The 25,977-nt window shown below is 68.6% G+C and carries 22 protein-coding genes; 7 read left to right on the top strand and 15 right to left on the bottom strand.

Annotated elements, in window-relative coordinates; all coding sequences use genetic code 11:
* Positions 1 to 208 precede the first annotated feature (208 nt).
* Positions 209 to 1,603 (top strand): S9 family peptidase, encoded by a 1,395-nt coding sequence (locus G361_RS0116590; RefSeq protein ID WP_019928219.1) that lies wholly within the window; start codon positions 209 to 211, stop codon positions 1,601 to 1,603.
* A 15-nt stretch (positions 1,604 to 1,618) separates the two neighbouring features.
* Here G361_RS0116590 and G361_RS0116595 read toward each other — a convergent pair whose 3' ends face one another.
* Genes G361_RS0116595 through G361_RS0116630 form a run of 8 tightly spaced genes read right to left on the bottom strand, consistent with a single transcriptional unit; the run spans position 1,619 to position 9,906 of the window.
* Positions 1,619 to 3,001, bottom strand: a complete 1,383-nt coding sequence (locus G361_RS0116595) for an amidohydrolase family protein (RefSeq protein WP_019928220.1) — start codon at positions 2,999 to 3,001, stop codon at positions 1,619 to 1,621.
* Positions 2,998 to 3,612, bottom strand: coding sequence for a pyridoxal 5'-phosphate synthase (locus tag G361_RS0116600; protein ID WP_019928221.1), 615 nt, complete (start codon positions 3,610 to 3,612; stop codon positions 2,998 to 3,000). Before G361_RS0116600 ends, G361_RS0116595 begins: the two co-directional genes overlap by 4 nt.
* Positions 3,609 to 4,382 carry a creatininase family protein gene (locus G361_RS0116605; protein WP_019928222.1) on the bottom strand — a complete coding sequence of 258 codons (774 nt, stop codon included), beginning with the start codon at positions 4,380 to 4,382 and terminating at the stop codon, positions 3,609 to 3,611. Before G361_RS0116605 ends, G361_RS0116600 begins: the two co-directional genes overlap by 4 nt.
* Positions 4,379 to 5,698: an FAD-binding oxidoreductase gene (locus G361_RS0116610; protein WP_019928223.1), complete on the bottom strand. Its 1,320-nt coding sequence runs from the start codon at positions 5,696 to 5,698 to the stop codon at positions 4,379 to 4,381. Before G361_RS0116610 ends, G361_RS0116605 begins: the two co-directional genes overlap by 4 nt.
* Positions 5,695 to 6,864: a hypothetical protein gene (locus tag G361_RS0116615; protein ID WP_019928224.1), complete on the bottom strand. Its 1,170-nt coding sequence runs from the start codon at positions 6,862 to 6,864 to the stop codon at positions 5,695 to 5,697. Before G361_RS0116615 ends, G361_RS0116610 begins: the two co-directional genes overlap by 4 nt.
* A 41-nt stretch (positions 6,865 to 6,905) precedes the next feature.
* Positions 6,906 to 7,832: an ABC transporter permease gene (locus G361_RS0116620; RefSeq protein WP_019928225.1), complete on the bottom strand. Its 927-nt coding sequence runs from the start codon at positions 7,830 to 7,832 to the stop codon at positions 6,906 to 6,908.
* Between the two features lie 47 nt (positions 7,833 to 7,879).
* Complete coding sequence (locus G361_RS0116625) at positions 7,880 to 8,650, bottom strand: ABC transporter ATP-binding protein (RefSeq protein WP_019928226.1); 771 nt, start codon at positions 8,648 to 8,650, stop codon at positions 7,880 to 7,882.
* The gene (locus G361_RS0116630) at positions 8,647 to 9,906 is read right to left on the bottom strand and encodes an amidohydrolase family protein (RefSeq protein ID WP_036494135.1); all 1,260 of its coding nucleotides are present in this window, start codon (positions 9,904 to 9,906) and stop codon (positions 8,647 to 8,649) included. Before G361_RS0116630 ends, G361_RS0116625 begins: the two co-directional genes overlap by 4 nt.
* Before the next feature lie 194 nt (positions 9,907 to 10,100).
* Between G361_RS0116630 and G361_RS0116635 the strand changes: the two genes are divergently transcribed.
* On the top strand, positions 10,101 to 10,706 hold the full coding sequence (locus G361_RS0116635) for a helix-turn-helix domain-containing protein (protein WP_019928228.1): 606 nt from the start codon (positions 10,101 to 10,103) through the stop codon (positions 10,704 to 10,706).
* A gap of 58 nt (positions 10,707 to 10,764) precedes the next feature.
* Entirely contained in the window at positions 10,765 to 11,712 is a 948-nt protein-coding gene (locus tag G361_RS0116640; protein ID WP_019928229.1) for a PDR/VanB family oxidoreductase, read from the top strand.
* An 832-nt stretch (positions 11,713 to 12,544) separates the two neighbouring features.
* Here G361_RS0116640 and G361_RS0116650 read toward each other — a convergent pair.
* The 3 genes from G361_RS0116650 to G361_RS43865 all read right to left on the bottom strand — a co-directional run bounded on the left by G361_RS0116650 (position 12,545) and on the right by G361_RS43865 (position 17,133).
* Positions 12,545 to 14,008 (bottom strand): HNH endonuclease signature motif containing protein, encoded by a 1,464-nt coding sequence (locus G361_RS0116650; protein WP_019928231.1) that lies wholly within the window; start codon positions 14,006 to 14,008, stop codon positions 12,545 to 12,547.
* A 649-nt stretch (positions 14,009 to 14,657) separates the two neighbouring features.
* A complete protein-coding gene (locus tag G361_RS0116655) occupies positions 14,658 to 15,428 on the bottom strand; it encodes a cysteine hydrolase family protein (protein WP_019928232.1) in 771 nt (256 codons plus the stop codon).
* A 211-nt stretch (positions 15,429 to 15,639) separates the two neighbouring features.
* Complete coding sequence (locus tag G361_RS43865) at positions 15,640 to 17,133, bottom strand: amidase family protein (protein WP_019928233.1); 1,494 nt, start codon at positions 17,131 to 17,133, stop codon at positions 15,640 to 15,642.
* A 209-nt stretch (positions 17,134 to 17,342) separates the two neighbouring features.
* Between G361_RS43865 and G361_RS0116665 the strand changes: the two genes are divergently transcribed.
* The 3 genes from G361_RS0116665 to G361_RS0116675 all read left to right on the top strand — a co-directional run bounded on the left by G361_RS0116665 (position 17,343) and on the right by G361_RS0116675 (position 20,031).
* Positions 17,343 to 18,275, top strand: a complete 933-nt coding sequence (locus tag G361_RS0116665) for an MBL fold metallo-hydrolase (RefSeq protein ID WP_019928234.1) — start codon at positions 17,343 to 17,345, stop codon at positions 18,273 to 18,275.
* Positions 18,272 to 18,739 carry a cupin domain-containing protein gene (locus tag G361_RS0116670; RefSeq protein WP_019928235.1) on the top strand — a complete coding sequence of 156 codons (468 nt, stop codon included), beginning with the start codon at positions 18,272 to 18,274 and terminating at the stop codon, positions 18,737 to 18,739. Before G361_RS0116665 ends, G361_RS0116670 begins: the two co-directional genes overlap by 4 nt.
* A gap of 68 nt (positions 18,740 to 18,807) precedes the next feature.
* Positions 18,808 to 20,031 (top strand): RtcB family protein, encoded by a 1,224-nt coding sequence (locus G361_RS0116675; protein WP_019928236.1) that lies wholly within the window; start codon positions 18,808 to 18,810, stop codon positions 20,029 to 20,031.
* A 111-nt stretch (positions 20,032 to 20,142) separates the two neighbouring features.
* On the opposite strand, the gene G361_RS0116680 is transcribed toward G361_RS0116675, so the two are convergent.
* From G361_RS0116680 to G361_RS0116690, 3 genes are all read right to left on the bottom strand, one after another.
* The gene (locus G361_RS0116680) at positions 20,143 to 20,517 is read right to left on the bottom strand and encodes a group 1 truncated hemoglobin (RefSeq protein ID WP_026343115.1); all 375 of its coding nucleotides are present in this window, start codon (positions 20,515 to 20,517) and stop codon (positions 20,143 to 20,145) included.
* Positions 20,518 to 20,878: 361 nt separating this feature from the next.
* On the bottom strand, positions 20,879 to 21,694 hold the full coding sequence (locus G361_RS0116685; RefSeq protein ID WP_019928238.1) for a PhzF family phenazine biosynthesis protein: 816 nt from the start codon (positions 21,692 to 21,694) through the stop codon (positions 20,879 to 20,881).
* Positions 21,695 to 21,795: 101 nt separating this feature from the next.
* Positions 21,796 to 24,210 (bottom strand): HAD-IC family P-type ATPase, encoded by a 2,415-nt coding sequence (locus G361_RS0116690; protein ID WP_019928239.1) that lies wholly within the window; start codon positions 24,208 to 24,210, stop codon positions 21,796 to 21,798.
* Positions 24,211 to 24,322: 112 nt separating this feature from the next.
* Here G361_RS0116690 and G361_RS0116700 point away from each other — a divergent pair, with 112 nt between their 5' ends.
* Positions 24,323 to 24,940 (top strand): TetR/AcrR family transcriptional regulator, encoded by a 618-nt coding sequence (locus G361_RS0116700; protein ID WP_019928240.1) that lies wholly within the window; start codon positions 24,323 to 24,325, stop codon positions 24,938 to 24,940.
* 140 nt (positions 24,941 to 25,080) lie between these two features.
* Here the strand turns inward: G361_RS0116700 and G361_RS0116705 are convergent, their stop codons facing one another.
* Entirely contained in the window at positions 25,081 to 25,920 is an 840-nt protein-coding gene (locus tag G361_RS0116705; RefSeq protein ID WP_026343116.1) for a mycofactocin-coupled SDR family oxidoreductase, read from the bottom strand.
* Between the last annotated feature and the right edge of the window lie 57 nt (positions 25,921 to 25,977).

Genomic DNA, 25,977 nt, shown 5'->3' on the forward strand with positions numbered 1-25,977 from the left:
TGCCAGGATGCCGCGACGAACCGGGAACAAACAGTCTTGTCTTCCCCGTCACCGTCAGCCGCGCGGCGAACCCGCAGGTGACGACCATCCGAAAAGTCGACGGCCACGACGGCACCGAGCGAATCCTCGACGCGATCACCAGGACGCGGTCGAGGTCCGGCAGCGAGTGTCCGCCCCGCCCCGGGCGATCGGTGTCTACGCTGACCCCATGGCCTCGCTGCGATCGCTGACGTTGGTGTTGCTCGTCGCCGTACTGGCAGGCGCGTGTGCGCACCGAGGACCGGGTGAGCCTGCGGCGCCGACCCCGGGCGCCGACCTCACCGGCGACTGGAACGGCACCTTGGATCTACCGAATCTCCAACTACCGGTAGGTGTTTCGTTCGCCGACGGCAGCGGGAGCCTGGACATCCCGATCCAGGGCGCGTTCGAGGTACCATTGGAGCAGGTGCGGACCGCGTCGGACGTGTCGTTCACGGTGCCGCGGCTGCCGGGGAACGTGTCCTTCCGAGGCCGCTACGACCATGCTGCCGACGCGATCACCGGTACCTTCGTCCAGGCCGGCGGCGAACGCCCGATCACGTTGCGGCGCGGGAAGGTTCCGACACCGCCGCGGCCCCAGGAGCCGCGGCCACCGTGGCCCTACCGGTCCGACGATGTCACCTTCCGCAACGGTGACCTCACGATCGCGGGAACGGTCACCGTGCCGGATTCGCCCGGCCCGCATCCGGCGGTGGTGCTCATCGCGGGCAGCGGCCCCAACGATCGGGACGAGCAGATCTTCGGGCACAAACCCTTCCTGCTGCTGGCCGATACCCTCACCCGCGCCGGATATGCCGTATTGCGTACGGACAAGCGGGGAGTCGGCGGCACCGGTGGCGACCTGAACGACGCCGACTACACCGATCTCGCCGACGACGCGGCGGCGGGTATCTCCTATCTGCGCGGCCGCGGCGATATCGACGCCGCGCGGATCGGACTGCTCGGGCACAGCGAGGGCGGCTATCTCGCGCCGCTGGTCGCGTCGCGGCCGAACAGCGGTGTGGCCTTCGTGATCCTGATGGCGGGCCCCGCGGTCACCGGGTCGGATGTGCTGCTGGAACAGAACGAACTGATCGCGGGTGCGGCGGGGATGAGCCGCGAGGCGATCCATCACCAACTCGAATTCGTCGGCACGCTCACCACATTGATCCGCGCGGGCGATACCGACGCCGCCCGCGATCTGTTCCGCGATCACACCGCCACGCTGACGCCGGGACGGGAACAACCGGCCGCCGCGCTGGACTACTACACCTCCACGAACTTCCGGTCCTTCCTGAACTACGATCCGGCACCGGCGTTGTCGGCGTTGCGGATGCCCGTGCTCGCATTCTTCGGCGGTAAGGATCTGCAGGTGCCGCCCGCGCAGAGCGAGCCGCCGATGCGCCGGCACCTCGCCGCCGATCCGGACGCTGACGTGCACGTGTTCGACGGCCTCAACCATCTGATGCAGCCCACCGCGACCGGCGCGGTCGGCGAATACGGCAGCATCGACACCACCATCGACCCGGCGGTACTGGACTACCTCACCACCTGGCTCACCACGCGGGCACCCGCGCACCCCTGAGTCGGGCCGCGACCCTCACGCCGCGGAACGCGTTATCGCGCAACGGAATCCGTTCTCCCCGGCGACCCGGACCATGCGATCGTGCAACTGGCGGAACGCCTCCGGGGCCAGCGGATGCGTCGAGGCCCCGTCGGCCCACACCCGCCGTCCGCCGACGTACACCTCGCGCAGATTGCGCAGCGAGCACGCCAGCACGTAGGTGGCCACCGGATCCCAGATCGGCCCCAGATCGGGCCGCCGCGGATCGACGATCACGAAATCGGCGTACTTGCCGACCTCGAGCGAGCCGACGCGGTCGGCCACACCGATCGCGGCGGCGCCGCCGAGCGTGTGCAGATGCAGCATCGCGTCGGGCGTGAGCACGGCGGCGTCGGAATGCTTGGCGCGCTGCAGATACAGGCCCGTGCGCATATTCTCGAACGGGTCGGCGACATCCGTACAGGACTGATCGTCCAGCCCGATCCCGACCCGCATACCGGCGCCGAGAAACCTTGGTACGTCGGCGATTCCGGAACCGAGGCGGCCGTTGGACATCGGCTGCCACACCATCGCGCAACCGGTTTCGGCCGCGCGGTCGACCATCTGCCCGGTGGGGTGGACGAAATGGCCGAAGGCGAAGTCGGGACCGAGCACCCCGGCCTTGTCGTACCACTCGAATTTGGCGCGCTGGATATCGATCTGCTCCGCGGTCTCCACGAAATGCGCCTGGTTGGTGACCCGGTGACGCCGCATCATCGCGTATTCGCGTTCGGCGGTGACCGGTGCGGTGGACCACTGCACGGACCCGAACACCGAACCGCCGAGATTCAACTCCGGCGGGACCGCAGACGCGATGTGATCCATCGCGAATCCGAAGGCCGCCAGTGCTTCCGGCTCGGGCAACTGCTCGTCGTCGAGGCGGACGGCGTTCACGGTGCGCAGTCCGGCGTCGGCGGCGGCATCGATCTGGCGGGTGAGGAATTCGACCGGGCGGACCGCGGCCGCCTTCAGGCTCGACGTCTCGTAGTCGAACTTCGCCAGTACCCGGCTCTGGGTGAAGTTGTAGGCGGAGGTGACGCCCGCGCCGAGGAAGTCGAACGCCCCGGCCAGGGTCAGCCAATAGAGATCCTCGGCACCGGCGGCCAGCAGCATCTCGGTGTTGCGGGTCACCCAGGGGTACAGGGTCTCGTTCGGGGCCACGCCGCGCATACCCGCGGTGAAGATGTGGCTGTGCGCGGATACGAAACCCGGTGCGACGAAGGCGCCTTCGGCGTCGAGACGCTCCCCGGCCTGCGCGGGTGGTTCCCCCTCGCCGAGGGCGGTGATCCGGCCGTCGTCGCCGACGGTGAACCAGCCGTACAGCCACGGCCTCTCCCCCGCCACCGGTAGCAGTACGGCGTTGTGCACGATCAGGGTCATCCGGGCAAAACCTCCACGGTCCAAGCTGTTTCGGTGCGGTGATAGCGGGTCCGCTGGGACGGGCCGTCGGGATCGCCGCGCCAGAAGGTGAATTCGTCGGGCCGGACGGCGAATCCGGCCCAGCTGCCGGGCGGTTCGAGATCGGCGTGGGCCGCGTCGAATTCCGCCCAGGCGGTGTGCCGGGCCGCCACCGGCAACGCCGCCTGTTCGGGGGTGTTGAGCCAGGCCAGCAGTTGCAGATAGCGGCCGCGGCGGGCATACACGGCGCGTTCCTCCGCGGCGGAGGCCCGCGTGACGGCCCCGCGGATCAGCAGTTGCCGCCCCACATCGGGCCAGGCGAGGGCCACCGCCGCATACGGCCGGTCGCGCAGCTCACCGACCTTCGCCGAATCGGCATCGGTGTGGAAATACACCGCGCCGCCGTCGAATTCGCTGAGCAGGACGTGCCGGACCCGGGGATATCCGTCCGCGCCGACGGTAGCCAGCGCCATCAGCGGCGGCGGCGCCGCGCCGGTCGGCGGAATCCACAACCGCGCCAGCCGGATCGGATCGATGGTCGCGAATTCCGCCGGTGCGCAGTCCCTTCCGAAGACCGCGCCGCTGGTGATCACGAGCCCACGCGGCCCGGATCGAATTCGGCGATCTCCGGCAGCGCCGCGACGAGCGTGTCGACGTTCGCGGCGAACAGTTCCGCGCCGATCTCGGCGGTGGCGCCGGTGGGATCGCCGATCACCCCGGATTCGGCGAAATCGTCGGCGAGCCAGCCGAATCGGACCGACTTGCCGAAGCCGACGTGTTTGTGCCCGGCGATCGCGTGCGGCACCGCGGCCCGCGCCTCGGACATCTCGACCAGTTCGGGGGCGAGATGCAACATCACCGACGTCTCGGCCCAGCCGGCGTGGATGCCGAAGCCCTGCTCGGTGGGGCCGGGACGCGCGGGTCCGCCGTACAGGAAGGTCTGTAATTCGAAGCGCCGCCGCAGTTCCCGCAGCGCGACCTCCAGCAGGGCCGAATTGCCGCCGTGACAGTTGACGAACAGCAGCCGCCGCGCCGGGGTGGCGGCGATACTGCGGCCGATGTCGACCACCGTGCGCATCAGGGTGTCGGCGCGCAGCCACAGCGCGCCCGGGAAGTGCGCGTGCTCATCGGATTTCGTGTAGCCGAGGGCGGGCAGCAGCCAGACGTCCTGGCCGGCCCCCGCCGCGCGATCCACCGCGGCCGCCGCGGTCCGCTCCGCGATCAGCAGATCGGTGCGCAGCGGCAGATGCGGGCCGTGCGGTTCCAGCGCCCCGGTGGGCAGCACCAGTATCGAGTCGCGGGACAGCGCACGCGGTACCTCGGCGGTGGTGAGATCGGCGAATCGCCTTGTGGTCGTTGTCATTCCAGCCACCTTCCCGGATTCAGCAGACCCTTGGGATCGGTGCCGCGGGCGATCGCCCGGACCCGGTCCGCGTCCAGATCCACATAGGACTGATGCGGCGAATGCACACCCACGCCGAGCGCGCGCAGCGCCGGCACCCCGTCGTACACCTGTTCCGGGCAGTGGTAGACGCCGTTGATCATGCCGAACACCGTGCCGTGGCCGACGTCGAGGTGCAGCATCCCGCCGTCGTACACGGCCTCCACCTCGCGCAGCCGGGTGACCAGCGCGTCGCCGGAGACCTCCATGTGGAAGTAGGTGTCCGGCACCGCTTTCTGCAACCACCAGGTGGGATGGTTGTAGGACAGGGTGCTCACCCGCAGCGTCTGCGGCAGGCCCTCGCGCACCGCCTCCACCCGCCCGCCGGCCGCCTCCAGCACGGCCAGGGTCTCGTCCAGCGCCGCCGCGTCGACGATGCCGCGGACGTTGGCCCGGCCGCGGATCAGCGCCGGATCGGCGGGCAGCGCGTCGACGAGTTCGGCGCGGTCGGCCGACAGCAGCCGCGGCAGCGGCGCGATCGCACCGGCCGCCCGCGCCGCCGGGAACGCCTCGTGATGCGAGTCGAAACTCACGTAGGGGCAATACCATTGCTGCAACGGCTCGATCCGCACAGTCGCGGCGACGATGATCCCGGCGACCCCGTAGGTGTGCACCAGCGGCTGCGCCTCGAGGCCGTCCAGGTGCACGATCTCCGCGTCCTCGTGGCCGAACACCACATCGAGGGATTCGACGAAACCCATGTGGTTGCGGCCGTGCACGATCGTGCCGGTGCCCGCGGAGCCACCGGCGAGGAAGCCGCCCAGCGTGGACTGCACCGTCGACGGATACATCCACAGCTGCCGCCCGGCCGCCCACGCGGCCTGCTCCAGGGTCACCATCCGCGCCCCGGCCTCGGCGGTGATCGTGGTATCGGAGCGGCCGGTGACCGCCGACAACGAGGTCATATCCATCACCAGCCCGCCGAAGCGCGGCACCACCTGCCCGTAGTTACCGGTTCCCTTGCCGCGCGCGGTGATCGGCACTCCGCGGCGCACCGCGGCCCGCACGATCGCCGGAACCTGCTCCGCGGACTTGGGATAGCACACCGCATCCGGGCGGCCGAGATCCTGTGCGGACAGGATCGGGCTGAGGCCGGAGCCGTCGCGCGCGGCGCGATCCAGCGCGCGATCGAGGGTGCTGACCCCGCGCGGGCCGAGCAGGGCGAGCAGATCGTCGACGAGCGCGTCCACGTCCTCCCGCCCGAACTCGGGCCGCGTGGGAGTCAGGGCGGCGGTCACGACGGCAGCCCGATCGAGCTGTCGAGGAACTTGTTGGTGGCCAGCTGTTCCGGCTTCAGATCGGCGGGCACGGTCACCTTCTGCGCGCTGAACACCGGCCGGGTGATGTCGATCATGTGCTGCACGCGGGCCTCGTCGAATCCGCCCATCCCGGTGCGCGCGATCAGCCCGGTCTCCTTCATGGTCCGGGTCGCATAGTCGGCGTTGCCGGTGTCGTACACCCAGCCGGTGTTGTACTTCTGCACCGCTTGGACGATCAGGTCGTTGGCGCGGGACGGATCGGCGAAGTAGTCGACCTCGGCGCGTTGCAGCACCGGCACCAGCTTCTGCAGGCAGGCCGAATTCTTGTCCAGCTCAGCGGATCTGATCGACATCGCGGACTTGTAGGTCGGGAAGCCCACATCGTGCACCAGCTGGTAGGCGACCGGCTTGTGCCACTGCGCGATCTTCTGCTGGTACAGATACGGCTCGGAGCTCGAGAACCCTTGCTGCGCCTTGGCTCCGCCCGCGGCGACGAAGGTGGCCGGGGTGCCGTCGTAACTGCCGTCGATCTGCGCCTTGTCCAGGATGCCCGCACCGGTCAGGTAGTCCATGTAGGCGGCGCCCTGGAAGTACAGCACGGTGGCCTTCGTGGCCTTCAGATCGGCGATGCCGTGCACGTTCGGATAGGTCGCCGGATCCCACATGATCATCTGCGGGCTCTTGTCCAGCGTGGCGAACACCGCGGTGGTGGGATTGGTTGCCGCGTTCTGGATCTCGGTGTCGGTGTCCACCATGCCGAGCATGATCGACTGGTCCTGGTACAGCTGGGAGGTCACGGTCTGGAAGCCGATCGCCGGTCCGCCGGCACGGATCTCGACGTCCACGCCGGTGTACTCGCCGTGGGTGAACAGCGGGCCGCTGACCCGCTTGCCGCCAGCGTCGAATTTCGGGTCCGCGCCCAGCAATTGGTAGAGCATGCCGTGCTCGGCCTCCGGATTCCAGTCGGTCTGCAGCACGATCTTGGCCGGGCACACCGACTTCAGGTCGACCGAGCCGATCGGGCCGCTGTATCCGGAGGAGGCGGCCGGGGAGGACGAATCGGAACAGCCGGTCAGCACGGCGAGCCCGACGGCGGCCGCGGCCGCCAGCAGGGTGCGGGAGCGGCGGGACAGTACGTTGATCATCGTTGTCTCACAAGGGGTTCGAAGGTTGCGGAGGGAGAGGTTCAGCGGCGGGCGGAGTCGTACCAGTTGCCGACCACGCGGCGCGACACCCAGCCGAACAGGCCGAAGACGACCACGCCGAGTGCCGAGGCCAGCAGGATCGCGGCGAACAGCTGCGGGGATTGCAGCCGGGAGCGGTAGTTGTCGATGAGGATGCCGATACCGGGATCGCCCTGTTTGAAGAAGAAGTCGCCGACGATGGCGCCGACCACCGACAGTCCGGCGGAGATCCGCACCCCGGCGAAGATCGCGGGCAGGGCCGCCGGGAATTCCAGTTTGCGCAGTACGGTCAGGCGGCCGGTGCCGCGCAGCGCGAACAGATCCCGCAGGCCCTGATCCACCGACTTCAGCCCGAACAGCGTATTCGACACGACCGGGAACAGCGCGATCAAGACGCACACGAAAACCCGTGCGACGAAACCGAATCCGAACCAGAAGCCGATCAACGGCACCAGCGCGAGGATCGGGACGCACTGCATCACCACGGCATACGGGAACAGTGCGCGTTCGGCCCAGCCGGCCTGTGACATCAGGATCGCCCAGGCGATGCCGAGCACCACCGCGATCGCCAGCCCGGTCAGCGCCACCACGGTGGTGCGTTCCAGCGCCTGCCACATATCGGGGCCGGACGGTCCGAGCAGGCCCTTGGTCAGGACGTCCTGCGGTGGGGGCAGCAGGAAACGCCGGGAGGGCGCCAGGATTTCGTAGGAGGCGAAGTACCACAGACCGACGACCAGAGCGAACACCACGGTCGGGGCGAGGATCGCGGCGGGGTTCCAGCGCCGGGAGCGCGGCGCGGGCGGCTCGGATTCGATTGCGGCGGAGCCGATCTCCGCCCGCTGTCCAGACTCCGCGGCAGTGGCTGCCCCCGGCGCCGTCCCGGTCTCCCCCGCGGTGGTCCGTGTCTCGTCCGCGGTTTCGGAACTCATTGCGGCGGTGGAACTCTCGGCTCCGAACTGCGCCGCTGTCTCGGTTCTCACTGCTGACCTCCTCGTAACGCCTTGGACACCCGCCCGGCCAGAGCGGCGAACTCCGGGGTGAACCGGAGATCCTCGCGGCGCGGGAAGTCGAAGGGGATGTCGATCTCGTCGACCACGGTGCCCGGCCGGCCGGACATCACCACCACCCGCGAGGACAGGAACACCGCCTCCGCGACCGAATGGGTGATGAACAGCCCGGCGAACCGGCGCGCGGCGAACAGCTCGCTGATCTCGCCGCCGAGCCGTTCCCGGGTGATCTCGTCCAGCGCGCCGAACGGCTCGTCGAACAGGAACAGTTCCGGATCGACGGTCAGCGAGCGGGCCAGCGACACCCGCATCTTCATGCCGCCGGACAGCATGCGCGGCAGGTGATCCGCGAATCCGGCCAGCCCGACCAGCTCGATCGCCTCGTCGGCGCGCCGGTAGCGCTCGGCCCGGCCGATATGGTCGAGTTCGGCGAGCAACGCGACATTGTCGCGGACGGTCCGCCACGGCAGCAGCGTCGCGTCCTGGAAAACGTAGCCGATCCGGTTCGCACCGACCTGCGCATAGCCGCCGGTGGCCCGGTCCAGGCCCGAGGCGATCCGCAGCAGGGTGGACTTGCCGCAGCCGGAAGGGCCTACGACACTGACGAATTCACCGGCCCGCACGACGAGGTCGACGCCGCGCAACGCCACCGTACCGTTGGGATAGGTGAGTTCGACATCCTCGAAGCCGAGCACCTGACTGCCCCGCCGCGGTGGTGCCGTGTTCATCGTGACGCTCATGGAACTGATACCTCCGTTGCCGCGAGTTCTGCTGTGCGATAAATGGTTTCGCTGATCGAGACGATCGCGCCGCGATGCACGACCACCCGATCGGCGGGCGCGTCGGCGATCACGCCGAGCAGGCCGGTGCCGCGCACGGCCAGCAGTTCCGCGGCCGCGCCCGGCCGCGGACCGGCATCGGGCAGGCCCAGCACCGTGCGGGCGCCGTCGGTGACCAGATGCGCGGCCGTCGCCGGGTCCAGATGCCCCGCGGCGATCAGCAGCGCGGCGGTCTCGAGCGCATCGCTGCGGCCGATCGGGTTGAACGGATCACGCACGTTGTCCGCGCCGGCGGCCAGCGGGATACCCGCCTCGAGCAGGGCGGCGAGGGCGGTGAGCCCGCGCGGCGTGCTCACCCGGTGGTCGCGGCCCTGCAGGTACAGATTGGTCACCGGAAGGCTGACGACGCCGATTCCGCTGTGCGCCACCGTCTTCAGCAGCGGTTCGAGTTCCTCGGGGGCGAGGGTGGACAGCCGGCAGCAGTGCCCGGCGGTGCGGATCCGCTCGGCCGGCCAGTCGGCGACCCGGTCGGCGAAGTGGCCGAGCATGAAGTGGTCGCCGTCGAGGAATTCGTCGACGTGCAGATCCACCCCGACCCCGCGCCGCATCGCGATATCGAGCAGCCGATCGGTCTCGGCGAGCGGATCAGGCGCGACATGCGGCGCGCCACCGACCAGATCGGCGCCGGCATCCAGTGCCGCGTCCACCAGTTCCGCAGGGGCGGTGTTCGGGGTGAGCGCCACGATCTGCACGTCCATCAGTTCGCGCAGCCGCTCCCGGACCGCCACCACCGCACGCAGCCCGCGCAACGGATCGGGGCCGTCGAGCAGATCGACGTGGGTGCGCACCGCGGTGGTGCCGTTGCGCAGCAGCGCCAGCGCCGCCGCGAGCGCGCGTTCCCGGAAGGACTGCTCGGTGAACACCGCGCACCCGGCCCGCCAGCTGGTGATCGCCGCGCCCAGATCGCCCAGCGGCGGCACCAGCGTGTCCCAGGACAGCGCCTTGTCCAGATGAGCGTGCGGCTCGGCGGGAGCGGTCAGCAGCACATACCCCCGCAGGTCCACCTCGCCCGCGGCGGTGTCGACGACCCGCTCCGGGCGATGCGGTTCGACCGCCGACACGATGCCCGGGTCGCGCACCTCGACGTCGACCACCGAGCCGTCGGGCAGCATCGCACCACACAATCGTGAAATACGATGTGGCAGTGGCTGTTCCATATCGCTCCCTCGGACTGTGCGAAGATCTGGGGATCCGCCCGTGGCTGGTACGGCGGGGCTCTGCAGTGAGCTATGTTGATGACATCAACATTTAGGAACTATCGAACCGCAATATTTCGATCCCATGAACAGCGCGGCTTCGGTCTTGTTAAACCGTCTCCGACTCGGAGACGACGAGCTGGGAGGCAGACATCGTGCCCGACGACGAACAGCACGCCCTCGGCGCCGAAATACGCCGCAGACGTCGCGGCCTCGGCCTCACCATCGTATCGCTGGCCGAACAGGCCCAGATCTCGCATCCGTTCCTCAGCCAGCTGGAACGCGGCCTCGCCCGGCCCAGCATGATGACGCTGGCCCGGCTCGCCGAGGCCCTGGGCACCACCCAGGTGGAGCTGATGATCGCCGCCGACACCCGGGCCGGCGGCGAGGGCAAGCCGGGCTCGATGCGGGTGGTCCGCTCGCACGACGGCCTGCAGCTACCCCGCGGCATCGCCCGGACCGGCTCCGACCAGGGTTCCACCCGGCTGCTGGTGCACGGCCGCGCGGCCTTCTACCCACAGGAGTTCATCGAGGTGCACACCGACTTCGGCCCCTACTTCGTGCACGACGAGGACGAGTGGCTGTACGTGGTCGGCGGGACGATCGTCGCCGATCTCGGCGATCACGGCCAGGCCCGGCTCACCGAGGGCGACAGTCTCTACTACACTGGCGGCACACCACACCGCTGGCGGGTGGTGGATTGCGTGAGCGCCCGGCTGATCGTCGTGAAGGCCGCCGGGCGGCCGGAGACCGGCGCGTAATCGAGATCCCGTGGCTGGGAACACAATCCGGTGGGGCCGACCTTTCGAGAGGGCCCTCATGAACACGAACGAAACGATCGATGTCGTTCTCCGCGAACGCCGTACGGTGGCTCGCGACATCGACGAATTCACCCTCGCCCGCCCCGACGGCGTCCCGCTGCCGCCCTGGGAGGCCGGCGCGCACATCGACGTACTCCTGGACACCGGCGCCGAACGCCAGTACTCGCTGTGCTCCGATCCGGCCGATGTGTCCGTCTACCGGATCGCGGTCCTGCGCGAACCCGGCGGCCGCGGCGGTTCGGTGCGCCTGCACGAGCTTAGCCCCGGAGCGTCGCTCTCGATTCGCCTGCCCCGCAACCATTTTCCGCTCGTGCGCGCGCTCGGCTACGTCTTCGTCGCGGGTGGCGTCGGTATCACCCCGATGCCGGCTCTGCTGTCGGCCGCTGCCCGTACCGGCCGGCCGTGGCGACTGATCCTCACCGCGCACAGCCCCGAAACGGCCGCCTACGCAACCGAATTGCGCAGTGTTCACGGCGATGCGGTCACTGTCCATCATTCCGGAGCGGCCGGCCGCCTCGACCTCGGCGCGCTGCTGGCCGGTACCGCCCGCGGCACCGCCGTCTACGTCTGTGGCCCCGCCGGTTTGATCGATGCCGTGGAAAGCGCCTGTGCCCCACTGCCGGCCGTCGACGTGTTCACCGAACGTTTCGTCGCGACGACCACCGACAGCGCCGACGATATCCCCTTCGAAGTGTCCCTCGCGAATTCCGGTCTGGTGCTGACGGTTCCACCGGGCCGCTCCATTTTGGACATCGCCGAGGAACACGGCGTGGTCACCGTCTCCTCCTGCCGCGAAGGTACCTGCGGCACCTGCGAAACCTCGGTCGTCAGCGGCGAGATCGAACACCGTGACGCGATTCTGTCCTCGCAGGAACGCGCGGAGGGAGAGACCATGATGATCTGCGTCTCGCGCGGGTGCGGGGCGCGGTTGGTACTGGAGCTCTGAGCGCCGGACGGGTCAGGGCGTGACGAGGGTTGGTTGTGAATCGAGGCCTTCGGAAGTGGAGTATTCGTCGAGTTCCGCGCACAGGGCCCGGTGATCGGGTGACGGACTCAACACGAAATTCGCTGCGATTCTTCGGTGGTCGGCTTGCGTTCGACTCGCAGCGGGTGTCCTTCGGCTGTCGGTGTTCCCTTGCAGGTCAGAACGAAGCTTTCCCGGCCTCCAGTTCGTTCAGCACTGCAGTGGATTCGTTGCGGAACTCGCGCACGCTGATCGTCTTCGCCGTCATGCACCCGGGGCGCGTGGGGACGCCAGAACATGGGCGGTATCGGCTACCGAGCCGAGGCTCGCGAGCAGGTGGCGCATCGGCACGACCTGCGGCCCGCCTCAGACCTGCTGCCGCGGTGACGAAATGCGCCTGATCACCGGTCGTCGAAACGGTTGAACCGGTGCGGGTTGTTTCGCGATGTCCATGACCGATACCGATTGACCGCGATGGTCGAAAGGAATATCGCTGCCGGTGGTGTTGCGGCGGGTACTGCGATGGGTTCACCGGGTGACACGTCGGCGACCTTGTCTTCGAATCGAGCGCCCGGGTCCGTCCGCTACTTGTCCGACACGAGAAGGCCCCCGATCCGATCGTGACCCGGTCGCCGCGGGCCGGGAGGCTGAGGCGACACACCCTCGATCGAGCTGGATTTCGGCAGACCGGGTCATGCACGGACGTGAAGTATTCGGCTATCGGGCCGGTGGCGCTCGGTCAGCGTGGTGGCCACGTGCCGCTGCCCGCCTCCGTCGGTGACGAGGCGGGTGGCGGCGGGGGTGGCAACCCCGGTCAACCCGGTTTTCGGTAGACCGGAGGTGGTGTGGGGGCGAAGTATTCGGCGGGATGGTGGTATCGGTTGACCCTTGGGCGGCGGGCCGGATCGATGTGGACCGGTGGTATCCATTGGGTGCGTCCGGCATCGCGGGCCCCGGCCGCGGCGGTGTGGGTGTCCCAGCCGGTGGCATGGGTCCCTACCTGCTGGTGGTGGGGTTCGCAGGCGAAGGTCAGTTGGTCGGCATCGGTGCTGCCACCGGCGGCCCAGTCGGTGCGATGGTGAACCTGGCAAAGGTAGCCGGGTTTGGTGCAACCTGGGAAGGTGCAGCCGATGTCGCGGGCGTGCAACACTATTCGCTGATCGGGGGACGCGATTCGCTTCGTGCGGCCCAGGTAGAGCGGGCGGCCGTTGTGGTTGTCGAATATCGCTAGATAATGGTGGGCGTGCGATGCCAGGCGGATGGCGTCGCCGATCGAAATCATCGCGCCGCCACCGGTTGCCACTGCGGGGCCGGAGATGGTGACTGCCGAGCCCTCCGATGTTGCCTGGGCTACAGCGTTTTCCAGTTCCTGCAACGTCATCGAGACGACCACGGTGACCGGCAGGCCGCGGTGCTGACCCAATCGGCCCGAGGCGATACTGTCGCGCAGCACCGCCTTGACCGCATCGTGTTGGCGTTGGGCGGCATTGCGGGTATCACGCTGCGCGACAGCCTCTTCCGGATCACCATCGGTCAGGGGGGCCGGGTCGTCCGGGTTCAAGAGGCCGGGCTTGGCGAACTTGGCGAAGATCGCCTCCAGGTACGCTCGCAGTTCCGGGTCTGCGATGACGGTGCATTTCGACATCAGGTCGGGGCCTTGGCGGCCCATGGTGAACGCGCGGCGGCGAGCACGATCGGCGTCGGTGAATGTACCGTCGGGGTTGATCAATGCTTCCAGTTTGTCGGCGACCTTTCGCAACTGATCCGGACGCAGCTCACGGGCATGACCGGCGAGCATCACCTCGGCATCCGCGCGCATCGCCGCATCGACAGTGACCGGCAGATGGTGCATTACATCCCGGATGATTTTCACGTGGGCGGGAGCGATCGTACCGGCGCGCTGGGCTGCTGCGGTTTCCGACAATAACGGTGCCAGCGTCTCACCGGTCATTCCGACATGGTGGGCCAGATCGTCGGCAGCCCGGCAGCGGGCACGCGCTTCGGCCGGGGTGATACGAAGGCTGTCCGCGAGTGTATCGACGAGATTGTTTGCCGGGAACTCGGTATTCGACCACTGCTCGTTCATTTGAGCTGTCCACTCGAGGCCGGCGGCGGGCAACATACGTACCACTGTCTCGACGCGGCGGATCAACATGAGACGATCCCGGTTCGTGAACGCTCCGGTGGACAGGTTCGAGACCTGAGCGGCAGCGGCCTCCAGCGCGCGGAGGGCGGCCTCCGCGGCGGGGTCTTCGACTGCTTCCAGGCTCGAACGCATGTGCCCATGATATCCGCCCTCAGATCGGACACGCTAGTGCTAAAACCAGTTCTAACAGGGCATTCGGGCGTGTCGGGGCTCCGATGGTTGCGACTGGACAGTCGGTTGTGACACCTGAAACGGGCTTCGATCCGAACCTGGCCGCCACATCCTTCGCCGGTCGCCGGACAGGGGGCAGCGGCTTTTCGACGACACCAGTGCGGCCCTCTTGACGCCTCGGTCGAGACCAGGTCGGCAGCTTGCCGACGACGTGGATGCGCCACCTTCCAGAACCTCGGTCGAAACCGGGTCACAAACTTGCCGACAATGCGAATGCGGCACCGTCCAGAAACAAATCCCGACCAACAGCTTGCCGACAGTGCCCGCTGCGCAACCTGTTCCAGAACCTCGACCGAAACTGGTCATAAAATTGGCGACGACGCCGATGCGGCACTTTCCAGGACCTTGGTCGAAACCCGATCTACAGCCCTCCGACAATGGCGCCTCGCCACCTCCCAGGGCCTCGGCCGAAAACCTCGTCGGCAGCCTGCCGACAATGCCGCCGCGCAACCTTCCGGAATATTTGCCGAAGCTGGGTCAGCAACTTGCTGACAGTGCGGATGCGGCACCGTTCAAAAGGTCGGCCGAAACCCGGCCGGCGGCTTGGCGGCTACGCCGATGCGTCATCTTCCAGAGCTTTGGTCAAATCGGCTGTGGCTGCGGTGAATCCGAAACATTGGCGCACGTTGTAGACGGTGGCGTCCAGGCAATACACTGGGGATGTGGTGGCGACGGCGTCGGTGAGCATGACCACGTCGTAGCCGATGTTCGCGGCGTCCATCAAGGTGGCGAGGACGCATTGGTCGGCGTTTACGCCTGCGAACAGCAGGGTGTCCACTCGGAGGTTGCGGAGTACGGAATCCAGTGGGGTATCTACGAATCCGCTCATTCGGTACTTGTCGATTCGGAGGTCTTCGGGGACTATTTCGAGATCGTCTACGACGGCGGCGCCCCAGCTGCCTGCCTCCAGGACGGCGGTGCTGGAAGGGCTTGCGGGGCTGCCGATTCCGTTGCCTTTCCCGGCTGGGTCGTAGACGTGTAGCACGTTCGGGGGAAGGTTGGCGCGGTCGGGGCGGTTGCCCCAGTTCACCCAGACCACTGGGACTTTCGCGGCGCGCAGTACGGGCAGTGCGGTGGCGACGGTTTCGACTGCGGCCCGGGTACCGGAGATGTCTACGCCGATGCTCGCCAGCCAGCCGTCCGGATGGCAGAAATCGTTCTGCAGGTCGACTATCAGCAGGGCGGTACGCTCCAGGTCCAGTAGCAGATCCTGTGGGAGGGCGGGCAATTCGATCGACCGGGGCGGGCGGGGTTCGCGGCGGAGGTCGGCTCGATCCGGGGTCAGCGTCCAGCGATTACGGTGATGCACGGTGCTGCTCATTTCTGTTCCGATCCGGATTGCCGACCGACTCCTGTTGTGTGACAACGCTTCTGGTTCGGGACCATCACGGCAGTCGATGCGACGGCCTGCCTGTCGATATCGTCCGGCTGTCGACGCGACACGGTCGAAGGGCGCAGCATGGAGTGCTTACGGTGGAAAGTGCTTATATGAGAGCCGGATACGAGTGTGGCCCCGGCGCCGACGACCCTGGTCATGATCGGGCGGCGAAGGTCAGCAGGCTGCGATCCTGGCCTGGACCGGCGAGCAGGCACAGGCCCAGCGGTAGGCCGTCGAGTTGGAGCGCGGGCAGGGTCAGGGCGGGCAGGCCGGCCAGGGAGGCATGGCACGTCAGGCGGAGGGTTGCCTGGCGGGTCGCCTCAACAGCGGCAGAATCGGCGTTGCGGTGCGGCGCCGGGGAGGCCGCGGCGGGGAGGGCGAAGGCGGTGCCGGGAGGCAGCGCGGCATGCCACGCTTTTCTGGTGTGGTCCAATACTTTTCGGGCGCTCGCTTCGGCTTCGGGGGTCACGGAGCGGCCGAATTCGAATCGGGCGGCGATCTCCGGGGCTAGGGCGCCGGGGTGGTTCGTGACGAAATCACCGTGCAGCCGCCACGCTTCCGCCGCCTGTACAGCTCGGAAGGCAGCGAGAACTACGCTCAGGGCGTCGGCCGCCGCAGGTCGGTGCGCCGGATCCGCCGACGAGGGCGGAGGAAAGCCCACCCCGGAGTGCAGCGGCGTACTCGCCGCGGCGGACGGCACAGGATTCGCCGAAAGGCCCGATGGGGACGGCACAGGACTCACCGGAAAACCCGGCTGGGACCGCACAGGACCCGCCGGACGACCCGACGTGGCCGACACAGGATCCACCGGAAGACCCGACGAGGACGCCACAGCATCGGCCGAGAGATCCGGTAGAGAAGCCGCAGGACTCGGCGGAACACCCTCCGGACCGGCGGCGCCGAGATATTCGGGCAGCGGAAAACTGACCGAGCGCACCTCCGCTCCGAGCGCATGCACCGCATCCATGAAGGGGGCGCGCGCCGCCGGGGGTAGCAAGTCGATCAAGGTGGGGTCGACCAGGATCGTGGTGATCGGGTGCTGCGACTGCGGCGGGAGCAGGGCGTCGGCGGCTCGGGTGAGTAGGTCCAGGTCGCGCGTCAGGAGGCCGACGGTGTCGAAACTCGGTGCCAGGCCCAGTAATCCGGTGCGGGAGACGGCATCGTGGGTGGTACGCAGGCCGTACAGTCCGCAGTAGGAGGCGGGGACCCGGATCGAGCCGGCGGTGTCGGTGCCCAGGCCGATGTCGGCGACGCCTGCGGCCACCGCGGCGGCGGGGCCGCTGCTGGAGCCGCCGCAGAGGTATTGTGGGGCAATAGGATTGGGGATAGACCCGTAGTGGATGTTGGCGCCTTCCAGGGAGAAGGCGAGCTCGTCGGTGAGGGCGGTGCCGGTGATGTCGGCGCCGGCGTTCAGCAGTGCGGCGACCGCGTCGGCATGGGCCGATTCGATGGGGGCTTCGGCCAGCCAGGTCGGGTTGCCCGCGCCGATCTGCTGGCCGGCGATCGCGAAGAGGTCCTTCACCGCCACCCGGGCATGATTCAGGGGGCCGTAATCGCCGGGTACCAGCGGGCCGTCCGGCGGCAGCACTCGCCACATCGAGGTGTCGGTGGGAAAATCGTCGACCGGGATGACGGGAGGGCTGCTCACCGTTTCGAGCCTAGCCAGCAATGTTGATGGCATGAACATCTCGCGTAACGGCGGTGTGAACGTTGACCGTTCGGGGTGCCGCAGGTGGTCACCGGTGGCCGGGACGTGGAGCGGCCGCGCGTCATGGGCCGTCCCGAGAGGTTTACGTCGGCGCAATACAGTCCGAATAGGGTTGCCGATGTAAGTGTGATCAACATTGTGGAGGTCCCGTGGGGTCAGCGCAGCGGGAATTCTGTGCCGCGGCCGAGGAGTGGTTCGCGGTGCGCGATCTCGGTGACGGGATTCATCTGATCAACGAACCCGGGCATGTGGCCAGTTATCTGGTGGTCGGCAGCCGGTCGGCGTTGCTGTTCGATTCCGGGATGGGGATCGCGGCGATCTCGCGGGTCGTCACCGGGCTGACGTCGCTGCCGATCCTGGTGGTGTCCTCGCATCACCACACCGATCATCGGGGTGGGAACGCCGATCTCGCCGCGCACGCGGACATCGTCGACTTCGCGGCGCATCCGGCGGCGCTCGATCCGGCGTCCGGATGTGCGCACGGGGCAGCCGATCCGGGATTTCTGGGGGCCTATGCGGTGGCGATGGCCGGGGTCGTCGACGAGTATCGGCGGTTCGCGGCGGCGGATCGGGGGTATTTCTTCACTCAGGCCCGGTTGGATGCGATGCGGGCGCTGCCGGATCTGAGCGGCTGGGCGATTGCGGCCACGGCGGTCACGCGCTCGCTGTCCGACGGGGAGATCCTCGATCTGGGTGATCGGCGGTTCGAGGTGCTGCATACGCCCGGGCATGCGGCCGATGCGCTGTGCCTGTTCGAACGTGCTTCCGGCACACTGCTTTCCGGCGACACCGTACTCACCGCGGCACACTGGTTGCACGGGGCGGGGGCCGATCCGGCCGCATTCGCGGCGTCCACCGCGCGGTTGGCGGGCCTGCCGATCCGGCGAATCCTGCCCGCGCACAACCTGATCACCGAACTTCCGGGACGGGCGGCCGGGGAGGTCGCGGCCGCGGCGGCCGCGCTGCTCGCCGGGACCACCACCGCCGGGCCCGGCGCCGATCTGCTCGGGAATCCGGTCGTCCGGCACGACTGCGGGCCGGTCACCCTGCTCACCCCAGCCCTCGGAAAGGACCGATCATGACCGGCGCTCCGCCCGTCGTCCGTCGCCTCGGCGATCTGCACGCCTCCCTCATCTCCCCGGCCGACACGGTCCGGCTGTGTACCCTGGCCGGTCCCGAACACGGTTCCGCCGCAAGTGTTTTCCTGGAGATCTGGGAGCCCGGCGGTGCGCAGCCGGTGAATTCGCATCCGGATTCGGCGGAGATCTTCCTGGTGCTGTCCGGGACGGCCCTCGCCCACAGCGACGAGCATGTCGCCGAGTTGACCGCGGGCGACATTTTGGTGCTGCAACCGGGTTCCGCGCATCGGATCGTCAATACCTCGGCGACCGAGCGGCTCTACACGGTCACGATCATGGCCGACGACGGCGGGTTCGCCGCGCTGGTCGACGCGGGTACCCGGGTTCCGTTGTATGCCGGTGATATTCGGGTCGTGGCCGGGGATGCGGCGGTACTCGATGCGGATTCGGAGCGCGACACGGCATAAATCGGATGCGTCCGGGGCGTCCGGTTTCCTACCGTGGTGGAAACGAACACCGCTGGAAGGAGTCCGGAATGTTTCCCGTCGAGCTGCGCGGTACCCGGGCGCAGACGCTGATGTGGGCCCACGAGCACGAGGTCGAGCCGGCCGCGTTGCGACAGTTGCGCAATATCGCGCAACTGGAATGGGTGCACGGCGTCCGTGTGATGCCGGACGTGCATCTCGGGAAGGGCGCCACCGTCGGTTCCGTCATCGCCATGCGCGACGCGGTCGCGCCGGCCGCCGTCGGGGTCGATATCGGCTGCGGGATGGAGGCGGTGCGGACCTCGTTGACCGCCGCCGATCTGCCCGCCGGACTGCACGGGTTGCGCACCCGCATCGAGGGCGCGGTGCCGGTCGGGTTCGGCGCGCACGACGATCCGGTCGATGTGACCCGGCTGGAGGCGCGGGTCGTCGGGCAGCATGCCGCAGGCACCACGCTGCGGGCCGGGTGGCAGCGGTTCTGGCGGGCCTTCGGGGATCTGGATCCGGTGGCGGGGCCGCGAGAGTCCAAGGCGCACAAGCAGATGGGCACCCTCGGGGGCGGTAACCACTTCATCGAGGTGTGCCTGGACACCACCGATCGGGTGTGGGTGCTGCTGCATTCGGGTAGCCGCAACATCGGTAAGGAGCTGGCCGAGCGGCATATGACCGTGGCTCGCGCGCTGCCGCACAACCAGGATCTGCCCGATCGCGATCTGGCCGTATTCCTGTCCGGCACACCGGAGATGGCCGCCTACCGACGCGACCTGACCTGGGCGCAGGAGTACGCGGCCCGCAACCGGTCGGTCATGCTCGCGCTGGTGTGTTCGGCGGTCCGGGACGAATTCGCCGGGGTGCCGGTGACATTCGACGATCCGATCTCCTGCCACCACAACTATGTGGCCGAGGAGATCATCGACGGTGTGCCGATGCTGGTGACCCGCAAGGGCGCGGTCCGGGCCGGGGCCGGGGATCTCGCGCTGATCCCGGGTTCGATGGGGACGCGGTCGTATGTGGTTCGGGGCAAGGGCAATCCGGCGTCGTTCGAGTCCGCCTCGCACGGTGCGGGCCGGCGGATGAGCCGCAGCGCCGCCAAGAAGCAGTTCACGGTGGCGGATCTGATCGCGCAGACCGAGGGCGTGGAGTCCCGCAAGGATGCCGGGGTGGTCGACGAGATTCCGGCCGCCTACAAGGATATCGACGAGGTCATCGCCGCCCAGGCGGATCTGGTCGAGGTGGTCGCCACCCTGCGGCAGGTGTTGTGCGTGAAGGGCTGAGGTGTGAAAGGGCGAGGCGTGAAAGGGCGGGTGCCACGCGGGATCCGGATCCCGCGTGGCACCCGCCCCGCTCGCGTGACACCCGCACTGCGAATGCCGCCGGCGTTCCGATCAGGCGCCCGAGGCGATCTCACCGGACAACGGCGCAACCGCTCCGATGATCTGCTCGACGATCTCCGGCGGAACCCCGGCGGCGGTGAGGGTACCGGCCAGATGCCCGGCGACCAGGGTGAAATGGTGCAGGGTGATGCCGCGGCCCTGGTGCACCTGCTTCATCGGCGCGCCGGTGTAGGGATCGGGACCGCCCAGGGCGGCGGCGAAGAATTCCACCTGACGGCCCTTCAGGCGGGACATGTTGGTACCGGTGAAGAATCCGGCGAGTTCCTGGTCGGCGAGGACGCGGATGTAGAAGGCGTCGACAACCGCCTCCAGCGCTTCGTGGCCGCCGATTCGGTCATAGATCGTGGTGGGTTCTGTGACGCTCATGGCGCCCATCACAGCACCGGGGTATTGCCGGTCGATTAGTCCACGATGGCCGTGGTGTTGGCCCGTGTTGCCCGGATTTCACCGCCGCCGGCCCGGCGCTGTGAGCTGAACGAGACCGCGACGCACGGCCGGCGGCGCAGGGTCCGGGAGTGCCCGGCCGCTCGCCCCTCATCAGGTGGGCGGCCGGGCCACCCCGATCGCCGGGCGACCGGGGTGGCGACAGATTACTGCGTACGGGTGACTATTGTGTCGGGTTCCGCGGCCGGTTCCGGTCGAACTCGTGTCCTGCAAGCGAATTCGTGCACCGTGCACCTGCCGGTCACCCACTGCTCGGCGCAGAGGGTTTGCGGGCCATCGGCTTTCAATCGGGCAGCTGCACCACGCCGTCCAGGTAGCGGTGACAGTGTCCGGACAGCAGCACCTGGTCGCCGACGAGGGCACAGTGCAGCAGGCCGCCGCGGCGGGACAGCTGCCGCGCGGACAGTTCGGTGCGGCCGAAGTCGCGACTCCACAGCGGGGTCAGCTGGGCGTGGGCGGATCCGGTGACCGGATCCTCGGGTACGCCGACGCCGGGGGCGAAGAAGCGGGAGACGAAATCGGCGCTGTCGCCGGGGGCGGTCAGGATCACGCCGCGGGGCAGCGGTGGAAAGGCGCCGAAATCCGGTCGGGCGGTGCGCACTTCGTGTTCGGTGGCGACCACGATGATCTCGTCCTGTCCGGACAGGGCGCGCAGCGGGCGCACGCCGAGCGCGGCGGCCAGCGCCGGATCGGGTTCGACGTCGATCGACGGCAGCGCGGGCAGGCTCATCCGCAGCCCCTCGCCCGCGCGCTCGACCGACAGCCAGCCGCTGCGGGTGAAGAACTGCACCTGCTCCGCCTCGGGGTGCATATCCTCGAGCAGATACGCGGCGGCCGCGAGGGTCGCGTGGCCGCACATGTCGACCTCCAGCATCGGCGTGAACCAGCGCAGATGGAACGCGGGCCCCTCGCCCGGCGGGAGGCCCGCCCCGATCGGCAGAGCCGAAGTGTAGAAGGCCGTTTCGGCGAGGTTGTTCTCCTCGGCGAGCTGTTGCAGCAGGTCGTCGGGCAGCCAGGACAGCAGCGGCATCACCGCCGCCGGATTTCCGGTGAACGGCGCGTCGGCGAACGCATCGATCTGATGCAGCAGAACCTCCATACCGCCGAAGGTACCCGCGTCGGCCAATCAACACGCGGCACAACGCGGTTCACGGCGCGCCATATCGGCCGACCAGTTGGCTTCCCGAAAAATGGCCGGGGTCAGCTCTTTTCGAGTGCCGGCGCCGCGGGCAGCAGGCCGCGCCGTTCGCCGAGGAACCACCAGGCGGCGGTCACCAGCACGATGCCGATCGCCCCGCAGCCGACCGCGACCGCGGTGAGCGTGATGTCCGAGGGGTCCAGCCGGAAGAAGTCCCGGGTGAACGGCACCGCGAACAGCACCAGGTAGAAGGCCACCGAACCGCCGATCAGCAGGATCTTCCACAGGTTCCACGGCCGCGCCACGATGGCCAGCACCCACACCGCGACGATCAGCAGCGTGATGAGCGCGGTGGTGCCCGCGCGCACCTGCTGCGCCTCGGACGCCTCCGCGCCTCGGTACGCGAACAGGTAGGCGACGAAGGTGACCGTGCCGATCACCACCCCGGACGGCACCGCCAGCCGCAGCACCCGGCGCACGAAACCGGTTCGCGCCCTTTCGTTGTTCGGCGCCAGCGACAGGATGAAGGCCGGGATGCCGATGGTGAACCAGGCCACCATGGTGACGTGCCGGGGCAGGAACGGGTACGGCAGCGGATCGTAGTGGAACAGTTGGGATCCGATCCCCACGATGCCCACCGTGAAGGCCAGCAGTACCGAGTAGACGGTCTTGGTGAGGAACAGATTCGACACCCGCTCGATGTTGCCGATCACCCGGCGGCCCTCCCCCACCACATACGGCAGGGTGGCGAATCGGTTGTCCAGCAACACGATCTGCGCCACCGCGCGGGTCGCCGGACTGCCCGATCCCATCGCGACGCCGATATCGGCGTCCTTGAGCGCCAGCACGTCGTTGACGCCGTCGCCGGTCATCGCGACCGTGTGCCCGCGCGAGCGCAGCGCGCCGACCATGGCGCGCTTCTGATCCGGGCGGACCCGGCCGAAGGTGGTCTCGCGGTCGAGTACGCCGGCCAGTTCCGCGGGATCGGACGGCAGCGTGCGGGCGTCCACCGCGTGATCGCCGCCGGGCAGGCCCAGCGAGGTCGCCACCGCGCCCACCGAGACGGCGTTGTCGCCGGAGATCACCTTGATCGCCACGTCCTGGCCGGCGAAGTACTCGAGGGTGGGCCGGGCGTCGGGACGGACCTTCTGGTCCAGCACCACCAGCGCCTCCGGGGTGACCGAACCGGGGGCCTCGGCGGCGTCCACCGCGCGGTCGCCGCGCGCGAGCAACAGCACCCGCAGTCCCTGCGCGCCGAGATCCTGTGCGGTACTCGCGATCTCGCTGCCGGGCTCCAGCAGCACGTCCGGCGCGCCGAGCAGCCAGTTGCCGCGCTCGCCGTAGGACAGTCCGCTCCACTTCCGGGCCGAGGAGAACGGTGCGACGGCGGTCGGCTCCCAGTCCGGCCCGTCCGGCAGCGCCTCGGCGATCGCCGCGATACTGGCGTTGGGGCGCGGATCGGCGGCGGCCATGGCGGACAGCACCTCTCGCAGCCGATCCGCCGGAAGATCGCCCACCGCACGGACTTCCGACAGCGTCATACCGTTCTCGGTGAGGGTGCCGGTCTTGTCGGCGCACACCACGTCGACCCGGGCCAGGCCCTCGATGGCCGGGAGTTCCTGTACCAGGCACTGCCGCCGGCCCAGCCGGACCACACCCACCGCGAAGGCCACCGAGGTCATCAGCACCAGCCCCTCCGGCACCATCGGGACCAGGGCCGCGACCATGCCGTCGAGCGCGTCGCGCCAGGACTGGTGGCTGGAGAACAACTGGTTGTAGATGGTGACCAGGCCCGCCGGGAACAGCAGCCAGGTGATCACCTTCAGGATGGTGTCGATACCGCTGCGCAGCTCCGAATTCACCAGCGTGAACTTGCTGGCCTCGGCGGACAGTTTCGCGGCGTAGGCGTCGCGGCCGACCTTCGTGGCCCGGTAGGCGCCGGCGCCGGCGGATACGTAGCTGCCCGACATCGCCTGCGCGCCAACGGGTTTGTCGATGGGATCGGCCTCGCCGGTGAGCAGCGACTCGTCGATCTCCAGCTGCCGGGACTCGATCACCTCCCCGTCGACCACGATCTGGTCGCCGGGGCCGAGTTCGATGATGTCGTCGCGCACCACCTCGTTCGGCGCCACCGGCGCCGCGGCGCCGTCGCGGCGCACCACCGGTTGCGCCTGCCCGACGATCGCCAGCGCGTCCAGCGTGCGTTTGGCCCGCAACTCCTGCACGATGCCGACGATGCTGTTCGCCACGATCAGCAGGCCGAACATCGCGTCGATATAGGATCCGGTCACCAGGACCAGGATCAGCAGGACGCCGAGGATCGCGTTGATCCGGGTGAAGACGTTGGCCTTGACGATGTCCGACACCGACCGCGCGGCGCGGTCGGGGACGTCGTTGACCTGTCCCGCCCGCACCCGCTGTGCCACCTCGGCGGCGGTCAGCCCCGGCGTTCTCGTGGCCTGTTCGGTGCTCGACATGATCGACAGCCTACGACGTGGCGATCGTCGCAAACCGGACCGCGGTGGCGACGCGCGACGGCGCTAGCATGATCATTGATCCCATGACCGGGCCGTGGTGAGGAGGAGCCGGATGGCAGCGCCGCGCAGGGTTGCGGGCCCCGACGCGAAGAATCGCGGCATCCTCGTCGACGCCGCCGAGCAGTTGATGCTCGAGCAGGGGTATTCGGCGGTGACCGCGCGCCGGGTGGCCGAGCGGGCCGGGCTGAAATTCCAGCTGGTCCACTACTATTTCCGGTCGATGGACGATCTGTTCCTGGCGATCCTGGAACGGCGGGTGGAGAGCGCGGTGGGATTGCAGGCGGATCTGCTGCGCTCGGATCGGCCGCTGCACGCGCTGTGGCGGTTCGGCACCGATCCGGCGGATGTGCGGATCACCCTGGAATTCGTGGGGTTGTCGGTGCACCGACCGGCGATCCGGGCCGCGCTCGCGGAGGCGGCGGAACGGTTTCGCGCCATCCAGACCGAGACGCTGACCGGGATCATCGCCGCCGCGGGGGTGGACGCCGAGCGTTTCCCGCCGGGTGCGCTGGCGGTGATGCTGACCGGGATGGCGCGGACGCTGGTGCTGGAGCAGGCCATCGGCATGGACGGCGGGCACGCGGAGGCGCTCACGATGATCGAGCGCGAACTGGCGCTGCTGGAGCCGGACGAACCGGAAGCTGCGGAACCGGAAGCCACAGAACCGTAAGCCAGGGAACCCGAGACCACGCAGTCGGAAGCCACGCAGCCGGCCGAGATATCGGAACCGCCCGGCGGCCGAGACATGGTGTGAACGCCGCGCGGTGGCGGACGCCGGAGCGTTCCGCCACCGCGATGCCGGCGACCGGCTTACTTCAGGGTGCTGCCGCCGTCGACGGTCATGGTCAGACCGGTGATGTAGCGGGCCTCGTCGGAGGCCAGGAACAGCACGGCGTTGCTGATGTCGACGGGCTCGACCCAGCCGATCGGCAGCACGTGCATGAACTGGGCGACCGGCTTGAAGTCCTCGGCGGTCGGGTGCTCCAGGTCGGGCCGGAACATCTTCATGGTGCCCTCGTTCATGAACATCGGGGTGTTCACGTTGGTCGGGTGCACCGAGTTGACCCGGATGTTGTGCTGGCCCAGCTCGACCGCGAACGCCCGCATGAGGCCGACCACGCCGTGCTTGGCGGCCACGTAGTGACCGGTGTTCGGGTAGGCCTTGAGGCCGCCGACCGAGCTGGTCAGGATGATCGACCCGCCGTTGCCACCCGCGAGGATGTGCGGCACACCGGCTTTCACCGTCTTCCAGATGCCGGCGAGGTTGATGTCGATCATCGTGGTCCAGTCTTCTTCGCTGGTCTTGTCCAGCGTCGCGCCACCGTTGCCGATGCCCGCGTTGGCCGCGATGATGTCCAGCCGGCCCAGCTGCTCGACGCCGCTGTCCACGGCGGCCTGCAGCGCCTCGGAGTCACGGACGTCGACCTCGGCGGTGACGATGCGCCGGCCCAGGCCCTTCACCAGATCGGCGGTCTCGGCCAGATCCTCGGGGGTCGACCCCGGGATGGCGTCGCTGCCACTGACGTTCTTGCACACGTCGACCGCGATGATGTCGGCGCCCTCCTGGGCCAGCCGCACGGCGTGGCTGCGGCCCTGACCACGCGCCGCACCACTGATGAAGGCGACCTTGCCCTCGACTCTTCCCGTCATCTGACTGCTCACTTTCTGCTCGGGAGTGACGGCCGCCGGCCGGCGGCACATCGGATG

It is taken from the genome of Nocardia sp. BMG111209, assembly GCF_000381925.1.
GTDB lineage: Bacteria > Actinomycetota > Actinomycetes > Mycobacteriales > Mycobacteriaceae > Nocardia.

Excerpts from the sequence above, each read along its gene's own strand:
- G361_RS0116590 (WP_019928219.1), top strand. The coding sequence starts at position 209 with ATGGCCTCGCTGCGATCGCTGACGTTGGTGTTGCTCGTCGCCGTACTG.
- G361_RS0116595 (WP_019928220.1), bottom strand. The coding sequence starts at position 3,001 with ATGACCCTGATCGTGCACAACGCCGTACTGCTACCGGTGGCGGGGGAG.
- G361_RS0116605 (WP_019928222.1), bottom strand. The coding sequence starts at position 4,382 with ATGACAACGACCACAAGGCGATTCGCCGATCTCACCACCGCCGAGGTA.
- G361_RS0116615 (WP_019928224.1), bottom strand. The coding sequence starts at position 6,864 with ATGATCAACGTACTGTCCCGCCGCTCCCGCACCCTGCTGGCGGCCGCG.
- G361_RS0116620 (WP_019928225.1), bottom strand. The coding sequence starts at position 7,832 with ATGAGTTCCGAAACCGCGGACGAGACACGGACCACCGCGGGGGAGACC.
- G361_RS0116625 (WP_019928226.1), bottom strand. The coding sequence starts at position 8,650 with ATGAGCGTCACGATGAACACGGCACCACCGCGGCGGGGCAGTCAGGTG.
- G361_RS0116630 (WP_036494135.1), bottom strand. The coding sequence starts at position 9,906 with ATGGAACAGCCACTGCCACATCGTATTTCACGATTGTGTGGTGCGATG.
- G361_RS0116640 (WP_019928229.1), top strand. The coding sequence starts at position 10,765 with ATGAACACGAACGAAACGATCGATGTCGTTCTCCGCGAACGCCGTACG.
- G361_RS0116650 (WP_019928231.1), bottom strand. The coding sequence starts at position 14,008 with ATGCGTTCGAGCCTGGAAGCAGTCGAAGACCCCGCCGCGGAGGCCGCC.
- G361_RS0116655 (WP_019928232.1), bottom strand. The coding sequence starts at position 15,428 with ATGAGCAGCACCGTGCATCACCGTAATCGCTGGACGCTGACCCCGGAT.
- G361_RS0116670 (WP_019928235.1), top strand. The coding sequence starts at position 18,272 with ATGACCGGCGCTCCGCCCGTCGTCCGTCGCCTCGGCGATCTGCACGCC.
- G361_RS0116675 (WP_019928236.1), top strand. The coding sequence starts at position 18,808 with ATGTTTCCCGTCGAGCTGCGCGGTACCCGGGCGCAGACGCTGATGTGG.
- G361_RS0116680 (WP_026343115.1), bottom strand. The coding sequence starts at position 20,517 with ATGAGCGTCACAGAACCCACCACGATCTATGACCGAATCGGCGGCCAC.
- G361_RS0116685 (WP_019928238.1), bottom strand. The coding sequence starts at position 21,694 with ATGGAGGTTCTGCTGCATCAGATCGATGCGTTCGCCGACGCGCCGTTC.
- G361_RS0116690 (WP_019928239.1), bottom strand. The coding sequence starts at position 24,210 with ATGTCGAGCACCGAACAGGCCACGAGAACGCCGGGGCTGACCGCCGCC.
- G361_RS0116700 (WP_019928240.1), top strand. The coding sequence starts at position 24,323 with ATGGCAGCGCCGCGCAGGGTTGCGGGCCCCGACGCGAAGAATCGCGGC.
- G361_RS0116705 (WP_026343116.1), bottom strand. The coding sequence starts at position 25,920 with ATGACGGGAAGAGTCGAGGGCAAGGTCGCCTTCATCAGTGGTGCGGCG.